Source organism: Pseudomonas putida, assembly GCF_004357765.1.
GTDB classification, from domain to species: Bacteria; Pseudomonadota; Gammaproteobacteria; order Pseudomonadales; family Pseudomonadaceae; genus Aquipseudomonas; species Aquipseudomonas putida_U.
The window spans coordinates 100,282-126,041 of sequence record NZ_SMTE01000004.1 but is presented as its reverse complement, the minus strand read 5'-3'; the positions used below and the strand labels follow the sequence as shown (position 1 = coordinate 126,041).

General features: G+C 63.8%; 25 protein-coding genes. 19 read left to right on the top strand and 6 right to left on the bottom strand.

Annotated elements, in window-relative coordinates; translation table 11 throughout:
- Positions 1-1,041 (bottom strand): ABC transporter ATP-binding protein, encoded by a 1,041-nt coding sequence (locus E2H86_RS07105; RefSeq protein ID WP_133326127.1) that lies wholly within the window; start codon positions 1,039-1,041, stop codon positions 1-3.
- 124 nt (positions 1,042-1,165) lie between these two features.
- Positions 1,166-2,317, bottom strand: a complete 1,152-nt coding sequence (gene ydcS, locus E2H86_RS07100) for a putative ABC transporter substrate-binding protein YdcS (protein ID WP_133326125.1) — start codon at positions 2,315-2,317, stop codon at positions 1,166-1,168.
- A gap of 216 nt (positions 2,318-2,533) precedes the next feature.
- On the opposite strand from ydcS, the gene E2H86_RS07095 reads away from it, so the two are divergent.
- The 8 genes from E2H86_RS07095 to E2H86_RS07060 all read left to right on the top strand — a co-directional run bounded on the left by E2H86_RS07095 (position 2,534) and on the right by E2H86_RS07060 (position 11,768).
- Positions 2,534-3,223: a tellurite resistance TerB family protein gene (locus tag E2H86_RS07095; RefSeq protein WP_133326123.1), complete on the top strand. Its 690-nt coding sequence runs from the start codon at positions 2,534-2,536 to the stop codon at positions 3,221-3,223.
- Between the two features lie 165 nt (positions 3,224-3,388).
- Positions 3,389-5,011: a methyl-accepting chemotaxis protein gene (locus E2H86_RS07090; RefSeq protein WP_133326121.1), complete on the top strand. Its 1,623-nt coding sequence runs from the start codon at positions 3,389-3,391 to the stop codon at positions 5,009-5,011.
- Between the two features lie 5 nt (positions 5,012-5,016).
- The gene (locus E2H86_RS07085) at positions 5,017-5,520 is read left to right on the top strand and encodes a chemotaxis protein CheW (RefSeq protein ID WP_133326119.1); all 504 of its coding nucleotides are present in this window, start codon (positions 5,017-5,019) and stop codon (positions 5,518-5,520) included.
- Positions 5,517-6,764: a CheR family methyltransferase gene (locus E2H86_RS07080; RefSeq protein ID WP_133326117.1), complete on the top strand. Its 1,248-nt coding sequence runs from the start codon at positions 5,517-5,519 to the stop codon at positions 6,762-6,764. The genes E2H86_RS07085 and E2H86_RS07080 overlap by 4 nt, the downstream gene beginning before the upstream one ends.
- Positions 6,761-7,426 (top strand): chemotaxis protein CheW, encoded by a 666-nt coding sequence (locus E2H86_RS07075; RefSeq protein WP_133326115.1) that lies wholly within the window; start codon positions 6,761-6,763, stop codon positions 7,424-7,426. The genes E2H86_RS07080 and E2H86_RS07075 overlap by 4 nt, the downstream gene beginning before the upstream one ends.
- Positions 7,423-9,705, top strand: a complete 2,283-nt coding sequence (locus E2H86_RS07070) for a hybrid sensor histidine kinase/response regulator (RefSeq protein WP_133326113.1) — start codon at positions 7,423-7,425, stop codon at positions 9,703-9,705. The genes E2H86_RS07075 and E2H86_RS07070 overlap by 4 nt, the downstream gene beginning before the upstream one ends.
- The gene (locus E2H86_RS07065; RefSeq protein ID WP_133326112.1) at positions 9,702-10,715 is read left to right on the top strand and encodes a chemotaxis response regulator protein-glutamate methylesterase; all 1,014 of its coding nucleotides are present in this window, start codon (positions 9,702-9,704) and stop codon (positions 10,713-10,715) included. The genes E2H86_RS07070 and E2H86_RS07065 overlap by 4 nt, the downstream gene beginning before the upstream one ends.
- Positions 10,716-10,766: 51 nt before the next feature.
- Positions 10,767-11,768 (top strand): response regulator, encoded by a 1,002-nt coding sequence (locus E2H86_RS07060; protein WP_133326110.1) that lies wholly within the window; start codon positions 10,767-10,769, stop codon positions 11,766-11,768.
- Positions 11,769-11,816: 48 nt separating this feature from the next.
- Here the strand turns inward: E2H86_RS07060 and E2H86_RS07055 are convergent, their stop codons facing one another.
- On the bottom strand, positions 11,817-12,218 hold the full coding sequence (locus E2H86_RS07055) for a hypothetical protein (RefSeq protein ID WP_133326108.1): 402 nt from the start codon (positions 12,216-12,218) through the stop codon (positions 11,817-11,819).
- A gap of 228 nt (positions 12,219-12,446) precedes the next feature.
- Here E2H86_RS07055 and prfB point away from each other — a divergent pair.
- From prfB to E2H86_RS07020, 7 genes are all read left to right on the top strand, one after another.
- Positions 12,447-13,542, top strand: a protein-coding gene (gene prfB / locus E2H86_RS07050) for a peptide chain release factor 2 (RefSeq protein WP_133326106.1) whose coding sequence is annotated in 2 segments (ribosomal slippage) — positions 12,447-12,518 and positions 12,520-13,542 — 1,095 coding nt in all. Because the reading frame shifts where the segments join, the coding sequence is not laid out codon by codon here.
- A 93-nt stretch (positions 13,543-13,635) separates the two neighbouring features.
- Entirely contained in the window at positions 13,636-15,138 is a 1,503-nt protein-coding gene (gene lysS / locus E2H86_RS07045; RefSeq protein ID WP_133326104.1) for a lysine--tRNA ligase, read from the top strand.
- 124 nt (positions 15,139-15,262) lie between these two features.
- Positions 15,263-15,967: a TetR/AcrR family transcriptional regulator gene (locus tag E2H86_RS07040; RefSeq protein WP_133326102.1), complete on the top strand. Its 705-nt coding sequence runs from the start codon at positions 15,263-15,265 to the stop codon at positions 15,965-15,967.
- A 27-nt stretch (positions 15,968-15,994) separates the two neighbouring features.
- Positions 15,995-16,543 (top strand): hypothetical protein, encoded by a 549-nt coding sequence (locus tag E2H86_RS07035; RefSeq protein ID WP_133326100.1) that lies wholly within the window; start codon positions 15,995-15,997, stop codon positions 16,541-16,543.
- 36 nt (positions 16,544-16,579) lie between these two features.
- On the top strand, positions 16,580-17,857 hold the full coding sequence (locus E2H86_RS07030; protein WP_133326098.1) for a flavohemoglobin expression-modulating QEGLA motif protein: 1,278 nt from the start codon (positions 16,580-16,582) through the stop codon (positions 17,855-17,857).
- On the top strand, positions 17,829-18,752 hold the full coding sequence (locus tag E2H86_RS07025) for an alpha/beta hydrolase (protein WP_133326096.1): 924 nt from the start codon (positions 17,829-17,831) through the stop codon (positions 18,750-18,752). The genes E2H86_RS07030 and E2H86_RS07025 overlap by 29 nt, the downstream gene beginning before the upstream one ends.
- Positions 18,749-19,075, top strand: coding sequence for a hypothetical protein (locus tag E2H86_RS07020; protein WP_009686993.1), 327 nt, complete (start codon positions 18,749-18,751; stop codon positions 19,073-19,075). The genes E2H86_RS07025 and E2H86_RS07020 overlap by 4 nt, the downstream gene beginning before the upstream one ends.
- Before the next feature lie 218 nt (positions 19,076-19,293).
- On the opposite strand, the gene E2H86_RS07015 is transcribed toward E2H86_RS07020, so the two are convergent.
- The 3 genes from E2H86_RS07015 to E2H86_RS07005 all read right to left on the bottom strand — a co-directional run bounded on the left by E2H86_RS07015 (position 19,294) and on the right by E2H86_RS07005 (position 21,162).
- The gene (locus E2H86_RS07015; protein ID WP_133326094.1) at positions 19,294-20,079 is read right to left on the bottom strand and encodes an OmpA family protein; all 786 of its coding nucleotides are present in this window, start codon (positions 20,077-20,079) and stop codon (positions 19,294-19,296) included.
- Between the two features lie 50 nt (positions 20,080-20,129).
- A complete protein-coding gene (locus E2H86_RS07010) occupies positions 20,130-20,543 on the bottom strand; it encodes a DUF4398 domain-containing protein (protein ID WP_133326092.1) in 414 nt (137 codons plus the stop codon).
- 274 nt (positions 20,544-20,817) lie between these two features.
- Positions 20,818-21,162: a pilin assembly protein gene (locus tag E2H86_RS07005; RefSeq protein ID WP_133326090.1), complete on the bottom strand. Its 345-nt coding sequence runs from the start codon at positions 21,160-21,162 to the stop codon at positions 20,818-20,820.
- Positions 21,163-21,332: 170 nt separating this feature from the next.
- Between E2H86_RS07005 and ppc the strand changes: the two genes are divergently transcribed.
- The 4 genes from ppc to tsaB all read left to right on the top strand — a co-directional run bounded on the left by ppc (position 21,333) and on the right by tsaB (position 25,631).
- On the top strand, positions 21,333-23,960 hold the full coding sequence (ppc, locus tag E2H86_RS07000; RefSeq protein ID WP_133326088.1) for a phosphoenolpyruvate carboxylase: 2,628 nt from the start codon (positions 21,333-21,335) through the stop codon (positions 23,958-23,960).
- A gap of 100 nt (positions 23,961-24,060) precedes the next feature.
- A complete protein-coding gene (locus E2H86_RS25930) occupies positions 24,061-24,207 on the top strand; it encodes a hypothetical protein (protein WP_165976039.1) in 147 nt (48 codons plus the stop codon).
- Positions 24,208-24,217: 10 nt separating this feature from the next.
- Positions 24,218-24,868: an adenylate kinase gene (adk, locus tag E2H86_RS06995; RefSeq protein WP_133326086.1), complete on the top strand. Its 651-nt coding sequence runs from the start codon at positions 24,218-24,220 to the stop codon at positions 24,866-24,868.
- Positions 24,869-24,956: 88 nt separating this feature from the next.
- A complete protein-coding gene (tsaB, locus tag E2H86_RS06990; RefSeq protein WP_133326084.1) occupies positions 24,957-25,631 on the top strand; it encodes a tRNA (adenosine(37)-N6)-threonylcarbamoyltransferase complex dimerization subunit type 1 TsaB in 675 nt (224 codons plus the stop codon).
- Positions 25,632-25,760: the final 129 nt, after the last annotated feature.

Below are 25,760 nucleotides of genomic sequence, written 5' to 3'. Positions count from 1 at the left end.
TCAGGCCCCCTCGACAGACATGCTGTCCCGCAGGGCCGTCATCGCTTCGCGGGGCCAGTGTGCCTGCACACGCTGGCCGGGTTGCCAGGGCTGGGGCTGTGCCTGCCAACGGTCGTTGGCCTGGCTCACCGACAGCAACTGGCCGCTGTCCAGTTGCAGCTCGTAGCGGGTTGCGCTGCCCTGATACTGCACGTCACGCAGTACGCCGCTGACCCGGACCGGGTCGCCCGCCATCGCCGGCTCGCCCAGGCGGATGTGCTCGGGGCGAATGGAGAAGGCCTGGGCGTTGCCACTGAGCTGTTCGGCAAGGGCCCCGCGCAGCACATTCGAGGTCCCGACGAATTCGGCGACGAAGGTGGTGGCAGGCTTCATGTACAGGTTGCGCGGGGTGTCGACCTGTTCGATACGGCCACGATTGAACACCGCGACCCGGTCGGACATCGACAGGGCCTCGGTCTGATCGTGGGTGACGAAGATGAAGGTGATGCCCAGTTGACGCTGGAGCTTCTTCAGCTCGCCCTGCATCTGTTCGCGCAACTTCAGGTCCAGGGCGCCCAACGGTTCGTCGAGCAGCAGTACCCTTGGCCGATTGACCAGGGCGCGGGCGAGGGCGACACGCTGGCGCTGACCGCCAGACAACTGCGCCGGCTTGCGCTGAGCAAAACCGGTCAGGGCGACCATGGCCAGCGCTTCCTCGGCTCGGCCATGACGTTCGGCCTTGGCTATGCCCCTGACCTTGAGGCCGTAGGCGATGTTGTCGAGCACGTTCATGTGCGGGAACAGCGCGTAGTCCTGGAAAACGGTGTTGACGTCGCGCTCGTACGGCGGCACACCGGCGGCCTCGACCCCATGGATGCGAATCGAGCCGCTGCTCGGTTGTTCGAAGCCTGCGATCAGTCGCAGGCAGGTGGTCTTGCCCGAGCCTGACGGGCCGAGCATGGAGAAGAACTCGCCGTCGTCGATGTCGATGCTGACCTGGTCGACGGCCTTGACCTCGCCGAAGGTGCGGGATACCTGGGTGAACTGGACTGCTGGGGGCATGGGCGGTACTCAGCTGTACTTGTGTTACCTCTAGTGGCCCCTTCGCGGGACAAGCCCGCTCCTACAGGCGAATTTGTGGGAGCGGGCTTGTCCCGCGAAGGGGCCACCACAGGCTCAATGGACCTCAACGCCCTCCCATGATCGCGATGTAGTCCTGGGTCCAGCGGCTATAAGGTACGAACTTGCCGCCCTGGGCCTGGGGCGTCTTCCAGAAGGCGATCTTGTCGAAATTGTCGAAGCCATTGGTCTTGCAACCTTCGGCCCCGAGCAGCTCGCTGCTGGTGCAGGCGGCGGGCACCGCCGGCAGCGAGCCGAACCAGGCCGCCACATCGCCCTGGACCTTCGGTTGCAGCGACCAGTCCATCCACTTGTAGGCGCAGTTGGGGTGCTTGGCCTCGCTGTGCAGCATGGTGGTGTCAGCCCAGCCGGTAGCACCTTCCTTCGGAATGGTAGAGGCCACCGGCTGGTTCTCGGCTTTCAGGCCGTTGACCATGTAGCCCCACGAACTGGAGGCGACCACGCCTTCGTTCTTGACGTCGCTCATCTGCACCGTGGCGTCATGCCAGTAGCGGTGCACCAGCGGTTGCTGCTGGCGCAGCAGTTCCAGCACGGCCTTGTACTGGGCCTCGTTCAGCTCGTAGGGGTCCTTGATGCCCAGCTCAGGCTTGGCCGACTTCAGGTACAGCGCGGCGTCGGCGAGGTAGATCGGCCCATCGTAGGCCTGTACGCGGCCCTTGTTCGGCTTGCCATCCGGCAGGTCCTGCGGCTCGAACACCACGCTCCAGCTGGTCGGCGGCTGCTTGAACACCGTGGTGTTGTACAGCAGGACGTTCGGCCCCCACTGGTAGGGCGTGCCATAGACCTGCTTGTCGACCACGTACCAACCCCCATTCTGCAGGCGTGGGTCGATGTGCTTCCAATTGGGGATCAGCGCCGTGTTGATCGGCTGCACGCGCTTGCCGGCGATCAGACGCAGCGAGGCGTCACCCGAGGCGGTGACCAGGTCGTAGCCGCCCTTGGTCATGAGACTGACCATTTCGTCGGAGGTGGCGGCCGTCTTGACGCTGACCTTGCAGCCGGTTTCCTTTTCGAACCCCGTGACCCAGTCGTAGGCCTTGTCGCTTTCACCGCGCTCGATGTAGCCCGGCCAGGCGATGATATCCAGGCGCCCTTCGCCGTCGCCCAGGGCCTTGGGCAAGTCGGCGGCCTGCAGGCTTGCGCAGGCCAGCAAGGCGCCGGTCACGGCGCCGAACAATGCGGTCTTGTGCACTGACATGGTGTTCCCTCTTCGTGGAGATTTTGCTCGGGGCAGTCATCAAGAAAGGGTGCAGCGATCGTTATAAGCGTAGTGCGGATATGCAAGGTGTTGGCGAAGAGCAGTCTAGTTGGCTTTTTGCCAGCCAATGCAACATCCGGAAGCAAATCAACACTGGCTCCGACCCCGGCAGGGCTTACCCTGGCCTTTCACCTGTGCCTCCTGGAGATGCGTTCGATGAACACCCGTGGACTGCTCGACCAACTGCTCAAATCCGGCCAGGCGCTGCTCGACAAGCAAGCCGGCGGTACTGGCAAACCCGGTACGACGGCAGGCCTTGGCAGCCTGCTCTCAGGGGCGGGCGGCGGGGCCCTGGCGGCAGGCGCCATGGGGCTGCTGCTAGGCAACAAGAAAGCCCGCAAGTTTGGCGGCAAAGCCCTCACCTATGGCGGCCTGGCGGCCCTGGGAGTATTGGCCTACAAGGCCTATGGCAATTGGCAGGCGCGTCAGGGCGATGCATCGCACCGTGAGCCGCAGACCCTCGACCGCGTGCCGCCGGCCCAGGCCGAACAGCACAGTCAGGCGGTGCTGCAGGCACTGGTGGCGGCGGCCAAGGCCGATGGTCATATCGATGACCGTGAGCGCGAGCTGATCGAAGGCGAGTTCACTCGCCTGGACAACGACCGGCAATTGCAGCACTGGCTGCATGCCGAGCTGAACAAGCCGCTCGATCCCGCCGAAGTGGCTCGTGCCGCGCAAACCCCGGAGATGGCTGCCGAGATGTACCTGGCCAGCGTGATGATGGTCGACCAGGAACACTTCATGGAGCGAGCCTACCTGGATGAACTGGCGCGCCAGCTCGGCCTCGACCCTGCGTTGCGCCAGTCGCTCGAAGAGCAGGTCCGCCAGGTTGGCGAAGCCGGATAAAAGCAACGGGCGATTTGCTTCTTCACAGATTGCCGGAGGGTAGGCCCAGCCCATGTCCTGCCATCTATGACGGTTCTACCCTCATCCGAAGCGACAAAAGCATAGGATGCCTGGGCTATACTTCGGCGATTTTTCCCGCTCGTAGTGAATTCCTGAGGGCTGAATGTGAAGAACTGGACCTTGCGCCAACGGATCCTGGCAAGTTTCGCCGTGATCATCGCCGTCATGCTGCTGATGATCGTGGCGGCCTACTCGCGGCTGGTGGCGATCGAGAAGGCCGAGCAGGCCGTAGGCACGGACAGCATTCCAGGCCTCTACTACAGTTCGATGATCCGCAGTTCCTGGGTCGACATGTACGTCACCAGCCAGCAGTTGGTCGGCCTGTCCAACCGTCGCGAGATCACCCCGGCTGACATGGAGCTGTTCAAGGGCTTCGACGATCGCCTCAAAGAACACATGGCCGGTTACCAGGGCACCATCCAGGACGCCGATGATCAACAGCGTTTCGATCAGTTCATCAAGCAGGAAAGCACCTACGTCAAGCTCGTCGAGCAGGTGTTGGAAACCTACCGGCAGCGCAATTTCAGTGAGGCCGAGCGACTGGTCACCGACGAGCTGGCTCCGGCTTGGATGGAGGGTCGCAAGCTGCTCAATGCAGTGATCGAGCACAATCGAGAATCTGCCGACGCCGCCTCGGCGCAGATCGTCAGCGCGGTTGCCACTGCCAAGGGCAGCATGATCGTGTCGCTGCTGTTGGCGATCATAGCCGCAGGGGTGTGTGGCCTGTTGCTGATGCGTGCCATCACCTCCCCCGTACAGCGCGTGGTCCATGCGCTGGACAAGCTGCGTTCAGGCGACCTGAGCATGCGCCTGAGCCTGGAGCGCAAGGATGAGTTCGGCGCCATCGAAAGCGGTTTCAACGAAATGGCCGAGGCCCTGGCCAACCTGGTCGCCCAGGCCCAGCGCTCGTCGGTGCAGGTGACCACTTCGGTCACCGAGATCGCTGCCACTTCCAAGCAGCAGCAGGCCACAGCCACCGAAACCGCGGCCACCACCACCGAGATCGGCGCCACTTCGCGGGAAATCGCTGCGACCTCGCGTGATCTGGTGCGTACCATGACCGAGGTCACCAGCGCCGCCGACCAGGCGTCGAGCCTTGCCGGTTCCGGCCAGCAGGGGCTGGCACGCATGGAAGACACCATGCATCAGGTGATGGGCGCCGCCGACCTGGTCAATGCCAAGCTGGCGATCCTCAACGAGAAAGCCAGCAACATCACCCAGGTGGTGGTGACCATCGTCAAGGTCGCCGACCAGACCAACCTGTTGTCGCTCAACGCCGCCATCGAGGCGGAGAAAGCCGGTGAATACGGACGCGGCTTCGCCGTCGTGGCCACCGAGGTGCGCCGCCTGGCGGACCAGACCGCCGTCGCTACCTACGACATCGAGCAGATGGTGCGCGAGATCCAGTCGGCGGTATCGGCTGGGGTCATGGGCATGGACAAGTTCTCCGAGGAAGTGCGTCGTGGCATGGCGGAGGTGCAACAGGTAGGTGAGCAGCTCAGCCAGATCATCCACCAGGTACAGGCACTGGCCCCAAGGGTGCTGATGGTCAACGAGGGCATGCAGGCCCAGGCGACCGGCGCCGAGCAGATCAACCAGGCGCTGGCCCAGCTCAGCGATGCCAGCACCCAGACCGTCGAGTCGCTGCGCCAGGCCAGTTTCGCCATCGACGAATTGAGCCAGGTAGCCGCGGGTCTGCGCGGTGGTGTGTCGCGATTCAAAGTCTGACCGTGATGAACGACCTGCACCCCAAGACTGCAGCGGGCTCAGCCAAGGGCGCGCTGTACTTGCAGTTTCACCTGGGTGGCCAGCGCTTTGCCCTGGATGTGCGTGAGGTGATCGAAGTGTTGCCAAGGCGCCCGCTAAAGCCGATTGCCCAGGCACCGGTCTGGGTGGCCGGCATCCTCGCTCACCGCGGCCAGTTGGTGCCGGTGATCGACCTGGCCGCCTTGAGCTTCGGCGTCCCTGCCGAGCAGCGCACCAGCACTCGCCTGGTCCTGGTGCGTTACCGCAGCGAGCGAGCGCTCGGGCTGGTACTGGAGCAGGCCACCGAGACCTTGCGCTGTCAGCCCGACGCCTTCCAGCCGTATGGTCTGGACAACGGCGACGCCCGCTATCTGGGGCCGGTACTCGAAGACGCCCAGGGCCTGTTGCAGCGCATCGAAGTGGACGACCTGCTCTGCGATGCCGTGCGCCAGATGCTGTTTCCCACCGTTACGGGCGAGGAGGCGACATGAGCGAGCAGCGCTTCTTCCGGTTCCTGCAGGCGCGGATCGGTCTGGACGTCGACTCGGTCGGCGTGCCGATGGTCCAGCGTGCCTTGCGCCAGCGCTGCGTAGCGACCCATGCCGGCGACCTCGACGATTATTGGCTGCGCCTGCAGCAGTCGGCGGATGAGCAGCAGGCGCTGATCGAGGCGGTGATCGTTCCCGAAACGTGGTTTTTCCGTTATCCCGAGTCCTTTACCGCCCTGGTCGGTCTGGCCCACAAGCGCCTGGCCGAACTGGCCGGGGCGCGCCCGCTACGGCTGCTGAGCCTGCCCTGCTCGACCGGGGAGGAGCCCTATTCCCTGGCCATGGCGTTGCTCGACAGTGGGATGGCGGCGCAAGCTTTCCGCATCGACGGCATGGACGTCAGTCCCAGTTCGGTGGCCAAGGCCGAGCAGGGCATCTATGGCCGCAATGCCTTCCGTGGCGGCGACCTGGCGTTCCGTGACCGGCACTTCGACCCCGTCGAGGACGGCCATCGGTTACATGACCGGGTTCGTCAGTCGGTCAGCCTGCAGGTGGGCAATGTCCTGGACCCAGGGCTGGCCAGCCGCGACGGGCTGTATGACTTCGTGTTCTGCCGCAACCTGCTGATCTATTTCGATACGGCCACCCAACAGCGCGTGTTCGAGGTGCTCAAGCGTCTGGCCCACGCCGAGGGTGTGTTGTTCATCGGTCCGGCCGAAGGCAGCCTGCTGTCCCGCCTGGGCATGCGTGCATTGGGCATTCCACAGGCGTTCGCCTACGCCCGCCAGGCGGACGCGCCAGCAATGCCGATCGCGCCGGTCAGTCGCGTGCTTCCACGGCCCACTGTAGCTGCCGTGCCGCCCTTGCGCAGCCTGCCGGAGCGGCCCAGGCCGATTGCGTCATCGCCGCCCCCTTCGGCGCCGGCCGAAACTGCGGAACAGTTGCTGGCCAGCATCACCCGTCAGGCCAACGCCGGCGAGCACGCCCAGGCCCGCGCCGGTTGCCAGCGTTACCTGCGCACGTTCCCGCCCCATGCCCAGGTGTACTACTGGCTCGGACTGCTCAGCGACACAGAAGGCGATGCCGCGCAGGCGCTCAGTCACTACCGCAAGGCCTTGTACCTGGAACCCCAGCACACCGAGGCGCTGATCCAGCTGGCCATGTTGCTGGCGGCCCAGGGCGATGAAGCCGGAGCCCGCCGTCTGCATGAACGGGCCGCACGCATTGGCCGGGAGCCTGAACGATGAATGGCGAACAGTTGCTGCAAACGCTCGCTCAGCAGGATCAGCTCATCGATGATTGCTGGAACCGGATCGGCGTCCATGGCGACAAGCAGTGTCCTCTGCTGGTGCGGCACATTCACTGCCGGAACTGCGAGGTGTATGCCGCGGCGGCGACCCGCTTGCTCGACCGCTATGCCTTGCTCGATGCGGATGAACTGGCACCTGCGCCGCCGCCCGAGCGCGTCGATGGCCGCTCGTTGTTACTGTTCCGTCTGGGCGAGGAGTGGCTGGCCCTGGCCACCGCCTGTCTGGCGGAGGTCGCGCCCATGCAGCCGGTGCACTCGCTGCCCCACCAACGCTCGCGGGTATTGCAGGGTGTGGCCAATGTCCGCGGTGCATTGGTGCCCTGCGTATCGCTGGCCGACTTGCTCGAGGTGCCGGTCGCGCCGCCCGGCGCAGCAGTCGGGCGTGCGTTGCCACGCATGCTCATCCTGGCTGCCAATGGTGGGCCGGTGGTGATCGCCGTGGACGAGATCGACGGCATCCATCGCCTCGACTCCTCCCGGCCGGACAAGCAGCCCGACGCCGCGCCGTTCACCGCTGCGGTACTGCAGTGGCGTGGACGCAGCGTGCGCGTGCTGGACGAATTACATCTACTGTCTGCCGTGCAGCGGAGCCTGTCATGACCCCAGAGCAAATGCGCGACGCATCGCTGCTCGAACTGTTCGGCCTGGAGGCCGAAGCGCAGACCCAAGTGCTCAACGCCGGACTGCTGGCGCTGGAACGTGACCCAACCCAGGCCGAGCAGCTCGAAGCCTGCATGCGCGCGGCCCATTCGCTCAAGGGCGCGGCGCGCATCGTCGGCATCGATGCCGGGGTCAGCGTGGCCCACGCCATGGAAGATTGCCTGGTGGCGGCGCAGGAGGGACGCTTGCGTCTGCGCGCCGAGCATATCGATGCCTTGCTGCGCGGCACCGACATCCTGCTGCACATTGCCACACCCGGCGACCAGCAGGGAGAGGGGGCCGTTCCGGGTTTTCTGGCACACCTGGCCGCTCTGCTTGACGGTACGGCGGCGCTGCCGGTACCCCCGGCGCCGTCCCCCACGCCCCAGGCCCCGCCGAGCGAAGCGGTGACCATCGATAGTGCAGTCCTATCTGCTGTCGAGATTGAACCGGAACCTGCGCCCAGGCCTGGCAAGCGTAACCTCGAAGGCGGCGAGCGGGTGCTGCGCGTCACCGCCGAACGGTTGAACGGCCTGCTCGATCTGTCGAGCAAGGCGCTGGTCGAAACCCAGCGGCTGAAACCCTATCTGGCGACCTTGCAACGGCTCAAGCGCATGCACGGACAGGGCATGCGCGCCCTGGATGGTTTGAAGGTGCAACTCGAAGGCAGCGGCCAAGGTCCAGAGGTGCTCGAGGCATTGGCCCAGACCCAGCGTCTGCTGGCGGAAACCCAGCAGATTCTGCAACAACAGGCCGCCGACCTGGACGAGTTCGGCTGGCAGGCCAGTCAGCGCGCCCAGGCCCTCTACGACACGGCGCTGGCCTGCCGCATGCGGCCATTGGCCGACGTCCTCAGCGGACAGAGCCGGATGGTCCGGGATCTGGGGCGCTCGCTGGGGAAGCAGGTGCGTCTGCACATCGAGGGCGAGAAGACCCAGGTCGATCGCGACGTCCTGGAAAAGCTCGACGCACCGCTGACACATCTGCTGCGCAACGCGGTCGATCATGGCATCGAACTGCCCGAGCAACGGACTTTGGCGGGCAAGGCCCAGGAGGGAGTGGTCCGCTTGCGGGCCTCGCACCAGGCAGGTCTGCTGGTGCTCGAACTGTTCGATGATGGTGCTGGCATCGACCTGGAGCGGCTGCGCCGCAGCATCGTCGAGCGCGGTCTGGCACCGCTGGAGAGCGTTTCGCACATGAGCGAAGCGGAGCTGCTGGCGTTTCTGTTCCTGCCCGGTTTCAGCTTGCGCGACCAGGTCACCGAGGTGTCTGGCCGAGGTGTCGGACTCGACGCGGTGCAGCACATGGTGCGCGGTTTGCGTGGCTCGATCGAGCTGACCCAGGAAGCTGGTCAGGGTTGTCGCTTCCAGCTCGAAGTGCCGCTGACCCTGTCGGTGGTGCGCAGCCTGGTAGCGACGGTGGGTGGGGAGGCCTACGCCTTTCCCCTGGCACATATCGAACGCACCCTTGAGGTCGAAGCCGGGCAGATCGTGCAGATCGAAGGGCGCCAGCATTTCTGGCACGAGGGCCGGCATATAGGCCTGGTGGCGGCCAGCCAGTTGCTCAACCGTCCAGCGGGGCAGGGGGATCAGTCGCGCCTTGCGGTGGTGGTGATTCGCGAGCGGGAGCAGCTGTATGGCGTTGCCGTGGAGCGTCTGATCGGCGAGCGGGTATTGGTGGTGATGCCGCTGGATGCCCGCCTGGGCAAGGTTCAGGACATCTCCGCAGGCGCGCTGCTCGATGACGGCTCGGTGGTGCTGATCGTCGACGTCGAAGACCTGTTGCGCTCGGTGGAAAAACTGCTCAGCAGCGGTCGCCTGGAGCGGGTCGAGCGCGGCGGCCAGGACGGGCGCGGCCAGGTACGCAAGCGCATTCTCGTGGTCGATGACTCGCTCACCGTGCGCGAACTGCAACGTAAGCTGCTGAGCAACCGAGGCTACGAGGTCGCGGTGGCGGTCGATGGCATGGATGGCTGGAATGCTCTGCGTGGTGACCGCTTCGACTTGCTGATCACCGACATCGACATGCCGCGCATGGATGGCATCGAGCTGGTCACCCTGGTGCGCCGCGATCAACGGCTGCAGAGTCTGCCGGTGATGGTGGTGTCGTACAAGGACCGGGAGGAAGACCGGCGGCGTGGCCTGGACGCTGGCGCCGACTACTATTTGGCCAAGGCCAGCTTCCATGACGATGCGTTGCTGGATGCCGTCGGCGAATTGATTGGAGGTGCTCAGGGATGAAGATCGCCATCGTCAACGACATGCCCCTGGCAGTCGAGGCCCTGCGCCGCGCACTGGCCTTGGAGCCCGCGCACCAGGTGTTGTGGGTGGCCCACGACGGCGCCGAGGCGGTACGTCGCTGCGCCGAGGACATCCCGGACCTGATTCTCATGGACCTGCTCATGCCGGTGATGGACGGCGTCGAGGCAACCCGCCGGATCATGGCCGAGACGCCCTGTGCCATCGTCATCGTCACGGTCGACCGCAAACGCAACATGGACCGGGTATTTCAAGCCATGGGCCATGGCGCCCTGGACGTGGTCGACACACCAGCTGTGGGCGTCGGCGACCCGCGCGAGGCGGCGGCGCCGCTGCTACGCAAGATTCTCAACATCAGTTGGCTCATCGGCCATCAAAGACCACGTGCCACTTCGGCGATCGCTGCCCCGGCGCGTGATCTGGCGCAGCGCCATGGCCTGGTGGCCATCGGCTCCTCGGCGGGCGGGCCTGCCGCCCTCGAGGTCCTGCTCAGGGGGCTACCGCGCACATTCGCGGCAGCCATCGTGCTGGTCCAGCATGTCGACCAGGTCTTTGCCGCCGGTATGGCCGAGTGGCTCGCTAGCGCCGCCGGGCTGCCGGTGCGTCTGGCGCGGGAAGGCGAACCGCCGCAACCCGGCCAGGTGTTGCTGGCTGGCACCAATCACCATGTTCGCCTGCTGCACAATGGCCAACTGGCTTACACTGCCGAACCCGTGGATGCGATCTATCGACCGTCGATCGATGTGTTCTTCGAGAGCGTGGCGCAATACTGGCGTGGCGAGGCGGTGGGGGTTTTGCTGACTGGCATGGGCCGCGATGGCGCTCAGGGGCTTAAACTGATGCGCGAGCGAGGCTTCCTGACCATCGCCCAAGACCAGCACAGCAGCGCGGTATTCGGCATGCCCAAGGCGGCTGCGGCGATCGGCGCAGCAATGGAGATTCAACCGCTGGAGCGCATTTCCGGGCGGTTGGCGGAGATCTTCGGCAAATGATGATACGCAATGAATCAGGCCGCCTGTCCGGTACTGATCGGGTGAAAAAGGATGAATGATCAACCGCTCGACGGGCTGACCACCAACGAAAACGCAGCGATGGTGCTGCTGGTCGATGACCAGGCCATGATTGGCGAAGCTGTAAGGCGCGGGTTGGCCCAGGAGGATAACATCGATTTCCACTTCTGCGCCGATCCCCATCAGGCCGTGGCCCAAGCCATGCGCATCAAGCCCACGGTGATTCTGCAGGATCTGGTCATGCCGGGGCTCGATGGCCTGACGCTGGTGCGTGAATACCGCAGCAACCCGGCTACCCAGGACATTCCGATCATCGTCCTGTCGACCAAGGAAGACCCGCTGGTCAAGAGTGCGGCATTTGCTGCCGGAGCCAACGACTACCTGGTGAAGTTGCCGGACAGCATCGAGCTGGTCGCGCGCATTCGCTACCACTCACGCTCCTACCTGACCCTGCTGCAGCGCGACGAGGCCTACCGCGCGTTGCGCGTGAGCCAACAGCAACTGCTGGACACCAACCTGATGCTGCAGCGGTTGATGAATTCCGACGGCCTCACCGGGCTGTCCAATCGTCGGCACTTCGACGAGTACCTTGAACTCGAGTGGCGTCGGGCCATGCGTGAGCGGCAGCAACTGTCGCTGTTGATGATCGATGTCGACTATTTCAAGGCATACAACGACAGTTTCGGCCATCTGGCCGGTGACGAGGCCCTGCGTCAGGTCGCCGAGGCATTGCGCGGTACCTGTGCACGGCCGACCGACCTGCCGGCGCGATATGGCGGCGAAGAATTCGCTTTGGTGTTGCCCAATACCTCGCCCGGCGGGGGCCGGCTTATCGCCGAGAAGCTGCGTCAGGCGGTACTTGCCCTGAATATTCCCCACACCGCGCCCGTCGCTGACTCGTGCCTTACCGTGAGCATTGGCCTGGCCACCCAGACGCCGCCGGTCGGCAGCCATTGCCGACAGTTGATATCGGCGGCGGACAAAGGTTTGTACATGGCCAAGCACAATGGACGTAACCAGGTGGGCGTTGCGTGATGGCCGCTTGACAGGCGTCGTCTGCCAGCGACCCATCGCGCATCGTGGTCAAGGCTTCTTGGCAATGAGTTTGTAGACCCTGTCGAGGGACTCGTAGCGGATCGTGCATTCTTCGCCTACCAATTTGAAGTTCACGACTGCCTTTATCTTGTAGTTGTCGCTTTCCTCCAAGGCGGCGCTGCGTGCGTAACCGCTTACGGTGCAGGGCTTCAAGGCATCCGCTGGAGGCAACGTCGTGCTCGACGACCAGCGGCTGCCATGGATGCTCACCGTGACATATTCGAGCCCTGGAATGGCCTCATCGAGCCCTGGGTACTGTACGGAAACCGGGTTGCTCGCTCCCGCAGAGGGGTCGTATTCCAGGACGTCTCCTACAGCTTGGGTAAAAATTGGCGGCTCGATGTGGAAATCTTCCAGACGCTGCAGGGTTTGCTCATAGGTATTGTTCATGCTCATTCGCTCCTGAACCGAGAGGCAGGCGACTTGCCTGACCGTGGATCCAGTGTGCGCAGTTGCTGGTTGTCGGAAAACTGGCAGTTCTGTTAGGCCTGCGCGGGCTGGCCGCTGCCTTGTGGCTGGGGAAAATGGGCGGTGTGGGCGCCCAGCGGGCTGCTCCGACGCCTGGGATGAGTTATACTCGCGGGCTTTTCACAGAATTCGTACGAGAGCCGCGCACCCATGGAAATCCAACCGATCCTGAACACCATCAAGGACCTCACCGAACGCTCCCAGTCCATTCGGGGGTATCTTTGACTACGATCACAAGCATGACCGCCTGATCGAAGTCAACCGCGAGCTGGAAGACGCTGCCGTCTGGAACAAGCCCGAGTACGCCCAGGCCCTGGGCCGTGAGCGCGCCATGCTGGCCCAGGTCGTCGAGACCCTGGACAAACTGTCCGGTGGCCTGGCCGACTGCAAGGACCTGCTCGACATGGCCGTCGAAGAAAATGACGAAGGCGCCGTCGGCGACGTCGTGACCGAGTTGCAAGGCCTGGAAGAAAACCTGGCCCAGCTTGAGTTCCGTCGCATGTTCAGCGGCGAGATGGACATGAACAACGCCTACCTGGACATCCAGGCCGGCTCCGGTGGTACCGAGGCACAGGACTGGGCCAACATCCTGCTGCGCATGTACCTGCGCTGGGCCGACAAGCGTGGCTTCGACGCCACCATCATCGAGCTGTCCGAAGGGGAAGTCGCCGGCATCAAGGGCGCCACCGTGCACGTCAAGGGTGAGTACGCCTTCGGCTGGCTGCGCACCGAGATCGGCGTGCACCGTCTGGTGCGCAAGAGCCCGTTCGACTCCGGCGCTCGTCGCCACACCTCGTTCTCGGCGGTGTTCGTCTCTCCTGAAATCGACGACAAGGTCGAGATCGAGATCAACCCGTCCGATCTGCGCATCGACACCTACCGCTCCTCCGGCGCCGGTGGTCAGCACGTGAACACCACCGACTCGGCGGTCCGTATCACCCACGTGCCGACCAACACCGTGGTGGCCTGCCAGAACGAACGGTCCCAGCACGCCAACAAGGACACCGCCATGAAGATGCTGCGGGCCAAGCTGTACGAGCTGGAAATGCAAAAGCGCAACGCCGCGTCGCAGGCACTGGAGGACAGCAAGTCGGACATCGGCTGGGGCCACCAGATCCGCTCCTACGTGCTGGACGACTCGCGTATCAAGGACCTGCGTACCGGCGTCGAGCGCAGCGACTGCCAGAAGGTCCTGGACGGCGACCTCGACCAATACCTGGAAGCGAGCCTCAAGCAGGGGCTGTAAGCCGCACACCACTGCCGCGATGCCTGGCCATCCGCCGGTATCGCGTGCCCTGCCCGAAAAGGGCAACGAACACCTGATGGAAAGAATGACGACATGAGCGACCTCAAGACCGAATCGCAAGACCTGCAACAGGAAGAAAACGCCCTGATCGCCCTGCGCAAGGAAAAACTTGCCGCAGAACGCGCCAAGGGCAATGCCTTCCCCAACGACTTCCGTCGCGACAGCTACTGCAACGACCTGCAGAAGCAGTATGCGGACAAGACCAAGGAAGAGCTGGAAGCAGCCGCGATCCCGGTCAAGGTTGCCGGCCGCATCATGCTCAACCGTGGCTCGTTCATGGTCATCCAGGACATGACCGGTCGAATCCAGGTCTACGTCAACCGCAAGACCCTGCCGGAAGAAACCCTGGCGGCGGTCAAGACCTGGGACCTGGGCGACATCATCAGCGCCGAAGGCACCCTGGCCCGTTCCGGCAAGGGTGACCTGTACGTCGAGATGACCGACGTGCGCCTGCTGACCAAGTCGTTGCGCCCGCTGCCGGACAAGCACCACGGCCTGACCGACACCGAACAGCGCTACCGCCAGCGCTACGTCGACCTGATGGTCAACGAGGAAACCCGCCACACTTTCCGGGTGCGCTCGCAGGTGATCTCGCACATCCGCAAGTTCCTCATCGAGCGCGACTTCCTCGAAGTCGAGACGCCGATGCTGCAGACCATCCCTGGCGGCGCCGCGGCCAAGCCGTTCGAAACCCACCACAACGCCCTGGACATGGCCATGTTCCTGCGTATCGCGCCGGAGCTGTACCTCAAGCGGCTGGTGGTCGGTGGGTTCGAGAAGGTGTTCGAGATCAACCGCAACTTCCGTAACGAAGGCGTCTCGACCCGGCACAACCCTGAGTTCACCATGCTCGAGTTCTACCAGGCCTACGCCGACTATCGCGACAACATGGACCTCACCGAGGAACTGTTCCGCGAGCTGGCGCAGCTGGTACTGGGCAGCACCGACGTGCCTTACGGCGACAAGGTGTTCCACTTCGGCGAGCCATTCGCCCGTCTTTCGGTGTTCGACTCGATCCTCAAGTACAACCCGGAGCTCACTGCCGCTGACCTGCAGGACGTCGACCGTGCCCGTGACATCGCCAAGAAAGCCGGTGCCAAGGTGCTGGGTCACGAAGGCCTGGGCAAGTTGCAGGTGATGATTTTCGAAGAGCTGGTCGAGCACAAGCTGGAGCAGCCGCACTTCATCACCGAGTACCCCTTCGAAGTCTCGCCGCTCGCCCGCCGCAACGACGAAAACCCGGCTGTCACCGACCGCTTCGAGCTGTTCATCGGTGGCCGCGAGATCGCCAACGCGTACTCCGAGCTCAACGATGCCGAAGACCAGGCCGAGCGCTTCCTGGCCCAGGTGGCCGAGAAGGACGCCGGTGACGACGAAGCCATGCACTATGACGCTGACTTCGTGCGTGCGCTGGAGTACGGCATGCCGCCAACGGCCGGTGAGGGCATCGGTATCGACCGTCTGGTGATGCTGCTGACCAACTCGCCGTCGATTCGCGATGTGATCCTGTTCCCGCACATGCGCCCGCAAGCCTGAGCGAAGTGAACAAGCCGCCTTTCGGGGCGGCTTTTTATTGCCTGTACACTGGTACTGGCAGTGCTGGCCTCTTCGCGGGCCCAGGCAAACCACCGTCCATGAGGTACACCCCGTGACACCCGCAATGGCTCATCAAGGCGCCGCCGGCATCGCCACCGCCGTCGCCGAAAGCGTGCAATACCAGGGGCGCAAGACCGCCCGCCAGGGCAGCGAGCAACGTCGCCAGGCGATTCTCGACGCCGCCATGCGCATCGTCGTGCGCGATGGTGTGCGCGGTGTACGCCACCGCGCCGTGGCAGCCGAGGCCGATGTGCCGTTATCGGCCACCACCTACTACTTCAAGGATATCGAGGACCTGCTCACCGATACCTTCGCCCAGTACGTCGAGCGCAGTGCCGCCTATATGGCCAAGCTCTGGGCCAACACCGAGGTCGTGCTGCGCCAGTTGCTGGCCCAGGGCGATGGCAGTGCGCAGTCGCGGGCGCGGCTGGCGGACGAAATCGCGCGCATGACGGTCGACTACGTTCAGCGCCAGTTGCTCAACCGTCGCGATTTCATGATGGCCGAGCAGGCGTTCCGCCAAGAAGCCTTGTTGTGCCCTCGGCTGGCCGAGCTGGTGTGCGCCCACGAGCAGATTCTGCTGCACGGCGCCCGCCAGCTGCTGCAGGTGGTCGGCTCGCAGCAACCGGAACAGGACGCCCAGATGTTGACGGCGATTATCGAGCAGATGGAATATCAGGGCCTGCTCAAGGATGCCGACGCGCAAGCCGATGGGCAGATGCTCGCTATGCTTACCCGTTATCTGCACCTGGTGCTGGCATCGGCCTGAGCCGAGATATCTTTCAAGGAGAAGTAGATGAAGGCCTGGCGTGTGCTGTTGTTGACCTTGTCATTTCTGCTGCTGGGCGGTTGTCTGGTGACCTTTCATGAGCCGCTGCCGAGCAACCAGGCAGCGCCCAAGGCCTTGCTCGGCAAATGGAGCAGCAAGGATGCCTGGGGCGAGCCGCTGCGGCTGACCATCAGGCGCAGCGGTGGCGATGCCTACACGGCGGTGGCCACGGCAAAGGGCAAGGCGCCGGAGCAATACACGTTCACCGTTTCGCGACATGGCAACCGCTGGTACCTGTCTGCTGGGGTGCCGAAGCGTCTGGGCGGCAACTTCCTGATCGGTGGGTTCGACATCGTCGATGGCAAGGAGCTGGTGGTCTACAACCTTGATGTCGACCAGGTCCTGCAGGCCGTGCAGAACAAAGAACTCTCGGGGCGTAGCACCCAGGTAGACGAAGAGGACGGTGACGGCGTGCTGATCGACAGCCCTGCCGCGCGGGTCCTGGCGTACCTGGACGACCCGGCCAATTCCGACCTGTTCGTCGAGGTGGCGCGGTTCCAGCGCTCCGGTAAGTAGCGAATTACGCGTGCGCCTTTGAACAAGGAGTCCCCAGTGGACGAATACCAGCAGACCATCCGCGCCCTGTCCGACCGCATCGTCGCAGCGCAGACGCCGATCCGTGTGCTCGATGCGGTGAAGTGGGATGACAACATCCGTCAAGGCTTCCTCAAGGCCAGGGGCAAGGAGCCGCCGGCGGTCGATCGCGCTTATTATCAATCGCGTCCATTGGCATTCGATTCCAGCGCGGTGAAGGCCGAATTCCAGGGGATCGAGCGCGATATCATCCGCCAGCTCGGCCAGTTCAATCCGGTCGGGCAGATCATGAAGCGCATGTGCCGCGAATACCGAATGGTGGTGCGCATGCTCGAGGCGCGAGGCACCGAGGACTTCGGCCTGATCTCCCAGGAGCTCTACGGCGCCGCGTCGGATGCCTTTCATGCCGGTGACCCGACCCTGGCCGATCTGGGGTTGATGCTCTCGGACTACCTCAACAACATCGATGGCCGCGGCGACCTCAAGGACGAGCCAAAGAACCTCACTGCCAAGCAGGCCGTGGAAATCCTCCAGCACCGGCTGAACAAAGTGTTCGGCGAGGCGGAGGGGACCATCCGCGTGTTCGAATCCGACGGGATCGTCGCCGACGCCGCGGCGGGTGCCGACTACATCAAGGTGCGTGCCGACGCCATGTTCAACAGCCGCGATGTGCGGGCCCTGGAGGTTCATGAGGGGCTGGTGCATGTCGGCACCACGCTCAATGGCCTGAATCAGCCGATCTGCACCTTTCTGGCCAAGGGGCCCCCCTCCTCGACAGTGACCCAGGAGGGTCTGGCGATCCTCATGGAGGTAATCGCCTTCGCCTCGTATCCCAGTCGCCTGCGCAAGCTGACCAACCGTACCCGCGCCATCCACATGGTCGAGGAGGGGGCGGACTTCATGCAGGTCTATGAGTTCTTCCGCGCCCAGGGTTTCGAGATGGCGCAGAGCTACAGCAACGCCAGTCGGGTGTTCCGCGGTTCGGTGCCCGATGGATTGCCATTCACCAAGGACTTGTCCTACCTCAAAGGCTTCATCATGGTTTACAACTACATTCAGTTGGCCGTGAAGAAGGGCAAGCTGGAGCAGATTCCACTGCTGTTCTGCGGCAAAACCACTCTCGAAGACATGCGGACCTTGCGCCAGTTGGTAGAGGAAGGGCTGGTGGAGCCGCCCAAGTATCTGCCGGAGCAATTCCGCGACCTCAACGCCCTCTCGGCGTGGATGTGTTTCTCCAACTTCCTCAATCACCTGAGCCTGGATCGCATTGAAGCCGACTACGCCAACATTCTCTGATCGCTGTCGCCTGCTGGTGTTGGCCGTGGCCCTGCTGGGCCTGGCCGGGTGCAGCAGCTTGCTGTTCTATCCCGAACCTGGAGAGCCTTTCACACCGCAGCGGGCCAAGCTCGAGTACCGGGATCTGACCCTGACCACCCGCGATGGCATCCGTTTGCATGGCTGGTGGCTTCCGGCCAAGGCCGGAGTCACGGTCAAGGGCACGGTGTTGCACCTGCACGGCAATGGCGGCAACCTGGCGGGGCACCTGGGCGGCAGCTATTGGCTGCCGGAGCAGGGCTATCAGGTGCTGATGATCGATTACCGGGGCTATGGGTTGTCCGAGGGCAAGCCAAGCCTGCCTGAGGTCTACGCCGATATCGACGCAGCGATGGTGTGGCTTGCCCAGGCGCCCGAGGTTCAGGGCAAGCCGCTGGTGTTGCTGGGCCAGAGCCTGGGTGGAGCGATGGCCATTCATTACCTGGCGGCGCACCCGGAGCAGAACGCGCGCTTCAGCGCGTTGGTATTCGATGGCGTGCCTGCCAGCTACCGCGCGGTCGGTCGCTATGCCTTGAGCACCTCGTGGATGACCTGGCCGTTGCAGGTGCCGCTGTCCTGGCTGGTGCCGGACGGCGACAGCGCGATTCGCTCGATCGAGCGGCTGAGCAGCCCGCCGAAGCTGTTCTTCCACAGCATCGACGACAATCTGGTGCCGATGGACAACGGCATCCGCCTGTACCAGCACGCACCACCTCCGAGGGTGTTGCAACTGACCCGTGGCGGCCATGTGCAGACCTTCGCCGACCCGGTATGGCGCCAGGTGATGCTGCGCTTCCTCGATGACCCAAGCCATTTCAACGGCCTGCGCCGGCTTGCCGAAGTGCCCAACTACCCTGACGAGAAGAACAAGCAATGAGTGAAGAACGCAACGCCATCCCGTTGATCCTGACCGGTGTCGGCAGCATCATCGTGACGGTGGGGGCCCTTTGGTACTACGGCTACCTGCATTTCGCCAAGCCTGAGGATGCCCTGCTGCTGCAGGACTACACCATGCTCAAGACGGTCCCCGGCGAGGACTACAAGGTGTCCCTCGACCCCGCGCCGCAGGTGGCGCAATGTGTCGATGGCGTGCTGGTGTTGTTCGATACCCAGCAGAAGGGCCTGACCGGAGTCCTGGTGGACAACCGCAAGCGGGCGGTGCGTTGCATGGGCGAGGAAACGCCGCAGCAGGTGCAGTGAGCTGCGGTCTTCGCGAAGGGGCCGCAAAACAAGGGGGTCTTCACGGGATGTTGGGAAAGAGTGGCTGTGATTGGTTTGGCGGCAGGTTGGTGGGAGCCACCAGGGGTTTGTCTTAGGGGTTGAGGTGGCGCTCGATCTCACAGGCGCCAAATACCTTATGGCAGACACCAAAAAAGCCCCGCACAGCTGGCGGGGCTTTCTATTACCTGCGGTATCGCTTAACGCTGGCTGACCGAACGCGGTGCCACGGGCTGGTTGTCGTTGGAGATGGTCACCTCCACTCGACGGTTCTGCGCGCGGCCCGAGTTGCTGGAGTTGTCCGCGACCGGGTACTCCTTGCCATAACCCTGAGCGACGATGCGCGATGGATCGACACCGGCACGTACCAAGGCCATGCGCACGCTGTTGGCGCGGCGCTCGGACAGGCTCTGGTTGTAGCTGGCCGAGCCGACGCTATCGGTATAACCCTCGACGATCACCTTGCGCTCCGGGTTTTCCTGAAGGAACTGGGCCAGCTTGGTGATGTTGGGGTAGGCACTGCTTTTGAGCTCGGCCTTGTTGAAGTCGAACAGCACGTCACCGAAGGTCACCAAGGTGCCACGGTCGGTCTGTTTGGCGTTGAGGCTCTCCTGCAGTTTCTTGATCTGTGCATCACGTGCGTCAAGCTTGGCCTGGGCACGTTGCGCAGAGGCGTTCTTCAGCTCGTTTTCGGCGGTGCGCAGGGCGATGGTCTGCTTGGCCACTTCGACGCGCTGGTTGGTCAGGTAGGCCAACTGGTCGACTTTCTCAGTGTCCTCGCGTTCCATGAAGGCCTTGTCGGCTTTGTTCAGCCAATCCTGGGCATCTTTGGTTTCCAGTGCTGCGACTTTGCTCGCCTGCGGGTCGCTTTGCAGCGAAGAGAAGTTGGTGCGGGCCGACTCCAGGTTGGGGTTCGGATCGTGCGAGCAGGCAGCGAGACCGACACTCAGGGCCAGCAGGGCGGGAATCATGACGTAGTTGCGCATAGTGTTCATCCTTTGATCGTTGGCGAAGGCTGGGGTTGGCTGCACAGAGCTCATTGAGCGCTGCGCAGGCCTTCCTCACGTACGTCCTGAACGCCCTGGCGGGCATCCTGCACGGCCTTCTGGGCCTTGGCCGCCTGGGCCTTGCGCTCGGCGACGCGGGCGTCCCATTCGGCCTGTTCGGCCAGACGCTTGGCTTCGTCGTACTTCTTGTCGTGCATGGCGATTTCGGCTTGCTTGAACTTGTCCTGCGCCGCTTTCATTTCGACGGCGGCGAACTCGGTGCCGCCGGCACTTACGGCGGAGTTCACGGCGGACTTGGTCACGGCATACTGCTCGGTCGGCGGGTTGCCGGCGCAGCCAGCAAGGACCAAGCTACTGCCCAGTGCCAGCGCGGCCAGCTTGAACCCGCGCAGGTGATTGGATGAGGGTTTCGAAGTGCGGGTCTTCATGGTGGTCAGCTCCATTGGATCACTCCTGATAACGACGATGTCCGTAGCAGTCCATCGCTCAATCCCTGACAGTTCCGCGCGCTTCAGCCGAACGGTGCACAACGGCAGGTGTGCAGGGTTTTAGCGTGATGGCTATTGGCTGGGACTGGGGTTTTTTTCCAATGGTTCAGAAAAATTACACATGCAACGGCAATTATTTCTGACTGGTCAGTCAGCGGCGAGGGCGGCTGGCTGCGGGGCCGAACGCCGGTCGGCGGGCCGTTTCGGCGCGCCGACCGGCGTGGTGCGGTCATTCCTGACTGTCTTGCGCCGTGTTGCTCAGGGTGTGCAAGTGGCGCCGGGAAAGGCTAAGAAAGCGCGGGGTGGGGCCAATGTCTTCATACAGCGGATCACCTTCCTCATCGGTGGCGATGACCTGGCTGCCAGGCACATAGGGAAAACTTGCCTCCACCTCTTCGAGGGCGGCTGCGACCAGTTCGCCGAGCAGTTCTTCGGCCGTACGTTTGGGGTACATCTCGATCAGCGCTGCCAGGCGTGCTTCGGACTCCAGGTCCAGGTGCAGCACATGGCTGGTCGGGCTCATGCGCCCGGCGGCGTTCTGTTCCCAGTGTTGTGCGAGTTCGCGGATTTTCATGATGACCTCTGTCTACGCCTGTGAAAGGCTGCATTGCATCGGAGTGCTCTGTCTTCACTTTAGTTTGCTTTGCCTGATCGCGGCTTGCCACGGGGCCCCGGCTGTGGGCACTCTTGGGGTTGTGCTGTTGACGACAAGCGTGCGGGCTAGCCGCGCCGAAGAGAGGGCCAATGACCGATATCGATGTGCGATTGCGTGAAGATGTCCATCTGTTGGGGGAGTTGCTCGGCGAGACCATTCGCCAGCAGCACGGCGACGCCTTTCTCGGCAAGATCGAGGACATTCGCCACAGTGCCAAGGCCGACCGCCGTGGCGCCGCCGAGCAGTTGAGCTCGACCCTGGCCAACCTCGGCGAGGACGATCTGTTGCCGGTGGCCCGGGCATTCAACCAGTTTCTGAACCTGGCCAACATGGCCGAGCAGTACCAGTTGATCCGCCGGCGCGACGCCGACCAGCCAGAGCCGTTCGAGGCTCGGGTACTGCCGGAGTTGCTGGCGCGGCTGAAACAGGCCGGTCACGGTAACGATGCGCTCGCCCGACAGTTGGCCAAGCTGGATATCCAACTGGTGCTCACCGCGCATCCCACCGAAGTGGCGCGGCGCACGTTGATCCAGAAGTACGACGCGATCGCCGGGCAACTGGCTGCTCAGGATCATCGCGATCTGACCGCAGCCGAGCGGCAACAGGTGCGCGAGCGTCTACGTCGGCTGATCGCCGAAGCCTGGCACACCGAAGAGATCCGCCGCAGCCGGCCGACCCCGGTGGATGAAGCCAAGTGGGGCTTCGCGGTGATCGAGCACTCGCTGTGGCAGGCGGTGCCCAATCACTTGCGCAAGGTCGACGCGGCGTTGTTCGAGGCGACCGGACTGCACCTGCCGCTGGAGGCCGCGCCGATCCGCTTTGCCTCTTGGATGGGAGGCGACCGTGACGGCAACCCCAACGTCACGGCGGCGGTGACTCGGGAAGTACTGCTGTTGGCGCGCTGGATGGCGGCCGACCTGTTCCTGCGCGACATCGATGCCCTGGCCGCAGAGCTGTCCATGCAGCAGGCCAGCAGCGCCGTGCGTGAGCGGGTAGGCGACAGCGCCGAGCCCTACCGGGCGCTGCTCAAGCAATTGCGCGACCGCTTGCGAGCGACCCGCACCTGGGCCCACGCCTCTTTGGCTGGCAGCCAGCCGGCCAATCCCGGCGTGTTGGTCGACAACCGCGACCTGATCGCACCGCTCGAACTCTGCTACCAGTCGCTGCATGAATGTGGCATGGGTGTGATCGCCGATGGCCCGTTGCTCGACACCTTGCGCCGCGCCGTGACCTTCGGCCTGTTCCTGGGCCGCCTGGACGTACGCCAGGATGCCGCCCGGCACCGCGACGCGCTGTCGGAAATCACCGATTACCTGGGGCTGGGCCGTTATGCCGATTGGGACGAAGAACAGCGTATTGAATTCCTTCAGGCCGAGCTGAAAAACCGCCGTCCTCTGCTACCGGCGCATTTCAAGCCCCAGGCCGACACCGCCGAAGTGCTCGCCACTTGCCGCGAGGTCGCCGCGGCGCCTGCCGCCTCGCTGGGCTCCTATGTGATTTCCATGGCCGGAGCGGCATCGGATGTGCTGGCGGTGCAATTGCTGCTCAAGGAAGCCGGCCTGACCCGGCCGATGCGGGTGGTGCCGCTGTTCGAAACCCTGGCCGATCTGGACAACGCCGGGCCGGTGATGGAGCGCCTGCTCAGTTTGCCGGGCTACCGCGCCGGCTTGCGTGGTCCGCAAGAAGTGATGATCGGCTATTCCGACTCGGCCAAGGATGCCGGCACCACTGCCGCTGCCTGGGCCCAGTACCGCGCCCAGGAAAACCTGGTGCGCATCTGCCGCGAACACCAAGTCGAGTTGCTGCTGTTCCATGGCCGGGGCGGTACCGTGGGCCGTGGCGGTGGTCCGGCCCATGCGGCGATCTTGTCGCAGCCGCCTGGCTCGGTGGCGGGGCGTTTCCGTACCACCGAGCAGGGTGAGATGATTCGCTTCAAGTTCGGCTTGCCAGGCATCGCCGAACAGAACCTCAACCTCTACCTGGCGGCCGTCCTCGAAGCCACCTTGTCGCCGCCACCGCCGCCGGAGCCGGCCTGGCGAGCGCTGATGGACCAGTTGGCTGCTGACGGCCTCAAGGCCTATCGGGGCGTGGTACGCGAAAACCCGGATTTCGTCGAGTATTTCCGTCAGTCGACCCCTGAGCAAGAGCTTGGGCGTCTACCGCTGGGCAGTCGCCCGGCCAAGCGACGGGCCGGAGGTATCGAGAGCCTGCGGGCGATCCCGTGGATTTTCGGCTGGACCCAGACGCGGCTGATGCTCCCGGCCTGGTTGGGCTGGGAGACGGCGTTGAGCAATGCCCTGGGACGTGGCCAGGGCGAGTTGTTGGCGCAGATGCGCCAGCAATGGCCGTTCTTCCGCACGCGCATCGACATGCTCGAGATGGTCCTGGCCAAGGCCGACGCGCAGATCGCCGAAGCCTACGACGAACGTCTAGTGCAACCGGAGTTGCGTGGCTTGGGTGCGCACCTGCGCGACCTATTGTCGCAGTCCTGCCAGGTGGTGCTAGGTTTGACCGGTCAGCAGGTGCTACTGGCGCACAGTCCGGAGACGCGGGAATTCATCAGCCTGCGCAATACCTACCTGGACCCGCTGCATCGCCTCCAGGCCGAACTGCTGGCGCGTTCACGCAGCCGCGAAGCCGCTCTGGACAGCCCATTGGAGCAGGCCTTGCTGGTGACCGTCGCCGGTATTGCCGCAGGTCTGCGCAACACCGGCTGAGACTGCAGCTTTACCCTGCAGGGCAACAGTGATCGAGGTGTGGCAAGAGGGGCCGGCGAGTGGTTGCGCCGGGCGCAACCACTCTCCGGCAGGGGCGTGAATGGCCCAATCCTGCAACTTTGTGGCGCTTGTCTGGCTGCCGAGCGCTGTGTATCTTGAGCAGCCTTTTGACCGATTTATGGTCTTACCCGATTTTCCGGACTTGGCCCAGGTTGCCGAATCCATTGAATTTCATAAAAAAATTTGAGGAGCACAAGATGCGCGTAATTCTGCTGGGAGCTCCCGGGGCCGGTAAAGGTACTCAGGCAAAGTTCATCACCGAAAAATTCGGTATTCCGCAGATCTCCACTGGCGACATGCTGCGTGCCGCCGTCAAGGCCGGCACCCCGCTGGGCCTGGAACTGAAGAAAGTCATGGACGCCGGCCAGCTGGTCTCGGACGAACTGATCATCAGCCTGGTCAAGGAGCGCATCGCCCAGCCGGATTGCGCCAATGGCTGCCTGTTCGACGGTTTCCCGCGGACCATTCCCCAGGCTGAAGCCATGGTCGCCGCCGGTGTCGACATCGACGCCGTGGTCGAGATCGCCGTCGACGACGAAGAGATCGTCGGCCGTATGGCGGGTCGCCGCGTGCACCTGGCGTCGGGTCGTACCTACCACATCCAGTACAACCCGCCGAAAGTGGAAGGCAAGGACGACGTCACCGGTGAAGACCTGATCCAGCGCGACGATGACAAGGAAGAAACCGTGCGTCATCGCCTGTCGGTCTACCACAGCCAGACCAAACCTCTGGTGGACTTCTACCAGAAACTGTCCGCCGACAACGGCGGCAAGCCGAAGTACAGCCACATCGAAGGCGTCGGTTCGGTCGAAGCCATTACCGCCAAGGTGCTGGCAGCGCTGAGCTGATCCATCTCCGCGCGTCACAACGGCCCGCTTGCGGGCCGTTGTCGTTTATACTGCCGCTCTTTTCCCTCGCACCCTGGAAACCCGTTCGATGACCACCCTGCTGGCCCTGGATACCGCCACCGAAGCCTGTTCCGTCGCATTGCTGCATGACGGCAAGGTGACCAGCCATTACGAGGTGATCCCGCGCATGCATGCCCAGAAGCTGCTGCCGATGATCAAGCAGCTGCTGGCCGAATCCGGTGTAACGCTCAATGCACTGGATGCCATCGCCTTTGGCCGTGGCCCAGGGGCGTTCACCGGTGTGCGTATCGCCATTGGCGTGGTCCAGGGCCTGGCGTTTGCCTTGGAGCGCCCGGTACTGCCGGTATCCAACCTGGCCGCCTTGGCCCAGGGCGCTCTGCGCGAACACGGTGTGCAACAGGTGGCTGCCGCTATCGATGCGCGGATGGACGAGGTGTATTGGGGCTGCTACCAGGCCGAGGCCGGTGAAATGCGCTTGATTGGCCAAGAGGCGGTCCTGCCGCCAGAACGCGTCATCCTGCCCGCAGGCATGGGCGGCGACTGGTTTGGAGCCGGTACAGGCTGGGGCTACGGCGAGCGGTTGGCTGTGCAGGTCGGCGCGCACAATGCCGCCGCGTTGCCCACTGCCCTGGATGTCCTCAGCCTGGCGGAGTTCGCCTGGAGGCGGGGCGAGGCGATTGCCGCCGAGCAGGCGCAACCGGTATATCTGCGCGATAATGTAGCGACACCCAAGACGCGTTGAAGGTCGCCCGTCGGTTATTGCCGGTCACGATAAAACCTTTTACCCGAACTGTGGTCCAGTTATCACGCGGGCATTAGCGAAGGATCCCTGGTGCTGCTAAATTGCCACTATTGGTCCTGAGTGCTATTT

Excerpts from the sequence above, each read along its gene's own strand:
- E2H86_RS07105 (WP_133326127.1), bottom strand. The coding sequence starts at position 1,041 with ATGCCCCCAGCAGTCCAGTTCACCCAGGTATCCCGCACCTTCGGCGAG.
- ydcS (WP_133326125.1), bottom strand. The coding sequence starts at position 2,317 with ATGTCAGTGCACAAGACCGCATTGTTCGGCGCCGTGACCGGCGCCTTG.
- E2H86_RS07095 (WP_133326123.1), top strand. The coding sequence starts at position 2,534 with ATGAACACCCGTGGACTGCTCGACCAACTGCTCAAATCCGGCCAGGCG.
- E2H86_RS07085 (WP_133326119.1), top strand. The coding sequence starts at position 5,017 with ATGAACGACCTGCACCCCAAGACTGCAGCGGGCTCAGCCAAGGGCGCG.
- E2H86_RS07080 (WP_133326117.1), top strand. The coding sequence starts at position 5,517 with ATGAGCGAGCAGCGCTTCTTCCGGTTCCTGCAGGCGCGGATCGGTCTG.
- E2H86_RS07075 (WP_133326115.1), top strand. The coding sequence starts at position 6,761 with ATGAATGGCGAACAGTTGCTGCAAACGCTCGCTCAGCAGGATCAGCTC.
- E2H86_RS07070 (WP_133326113.1), top strand. The coding sequence starts at position 7,423 with ATGACCCCAGAGCAAATGCGCGACGCATCGCTGCTCGAACTGTTCGGC.
- E2H86_RS07065 (WP_133326112.1), top strand. The coding sequence starts at position 9,702 with ATGAAGATCGCCATCGTCAACGACATGCCCCTGGCAGTCGAGGCCCTG.
- E2H86_RS07060 (WP_133326110.1), top strand. The coding sequence starts at position 10,767 with ATGAATGATCAACCGCTCGACGGGCTGACCACCAACGAAAACGCAGCG.
- E2H86_RS07055 (WP_133326108.1), bottom strand. The coding sequence starts at position 12,218 with ATGAACAATACCTATGAGCAAACCCTGCAGCGTCTGGAAGATTTCCAC.
- lysS (WP_133326104.1), top strand. The coding sequence starts at position 13,636 with ATGAGCGACCTCAAGACCGAATCGCAAGACCTGCAACAGGAAGAAAAC.
- E2H86_RS07040 (WP_133326102.1), top strand. The coding sequence starts at position 15,263 with ATGGCTCATCAAGGCGCCGCCGGCATCGCCACCGCCGTCGCCGAAAGC.
- E2H86_RS07035 (WP_133326100.1), top strand. The coding sequence starts at position 15,995 with ATGAAGGCCTGGCGTGTGCTGTTGTTGACCTTGTCATTTCTGCTGCTG.
- E2H86_RS07020 (WP_009686993.1), top strand. The coding sequence starts at position 18,749 with ATGAGTGAAGAACGCAACGCCATCCCGTTGATCCTGACCGGTGTCGGC.
- E2H86_RS07015 (WP_133326094.1), bottom strand. The coding sequence starts at position 20,079 with ATGCGCAACTACGTCATGATTCCCGCCCTGCTGGCCCTGAGTGTCGGT.
- E2H86_RS07010 (WP_133326092.1), bottom strand. The coding sequence starts at position 20,543 with ATGGAGCTGACCACCATGAAGACCCGCACTTCGAAACCCTCATCCAAT.
- E2H86_RS07005 (WP_133326090.1), bottom strand. The coding sequence starts at position 21,162 with ATGAAAATCCGCGAACTCGCACAACACTGGGAACAGAACGCCGCCGGG.
- ppc (WP_133326088.1), top strand. The coding sequence starts at position 21,333 with ATGACCGATATCGATGTGCGATTGCGTGAAGATGTCCATCTGTTGGGG.
- E2H86_RS25930 (WP_165976039.1), top strand. The coding sequence starts at position 24,061 with ATGGCCCAATCCTGCAACTTTGTGGCGCTTGTCTGGCTGCCGAGCGCT.
- adk (WP_133326086.1), top strand. The coding sequence starts at position 24,218 with ATGCGCGTAATTCTGCTGGGAGCTCCCGGGGCCGGTAAAGGTACTCAG.
- tsaB (WP_133326084.1), top strand. The coding sequence starts at position 24,957 with ATGACCACCCTGCTGGCCCTGGATACCGCCACCGAAGCCTGTTCCGTC.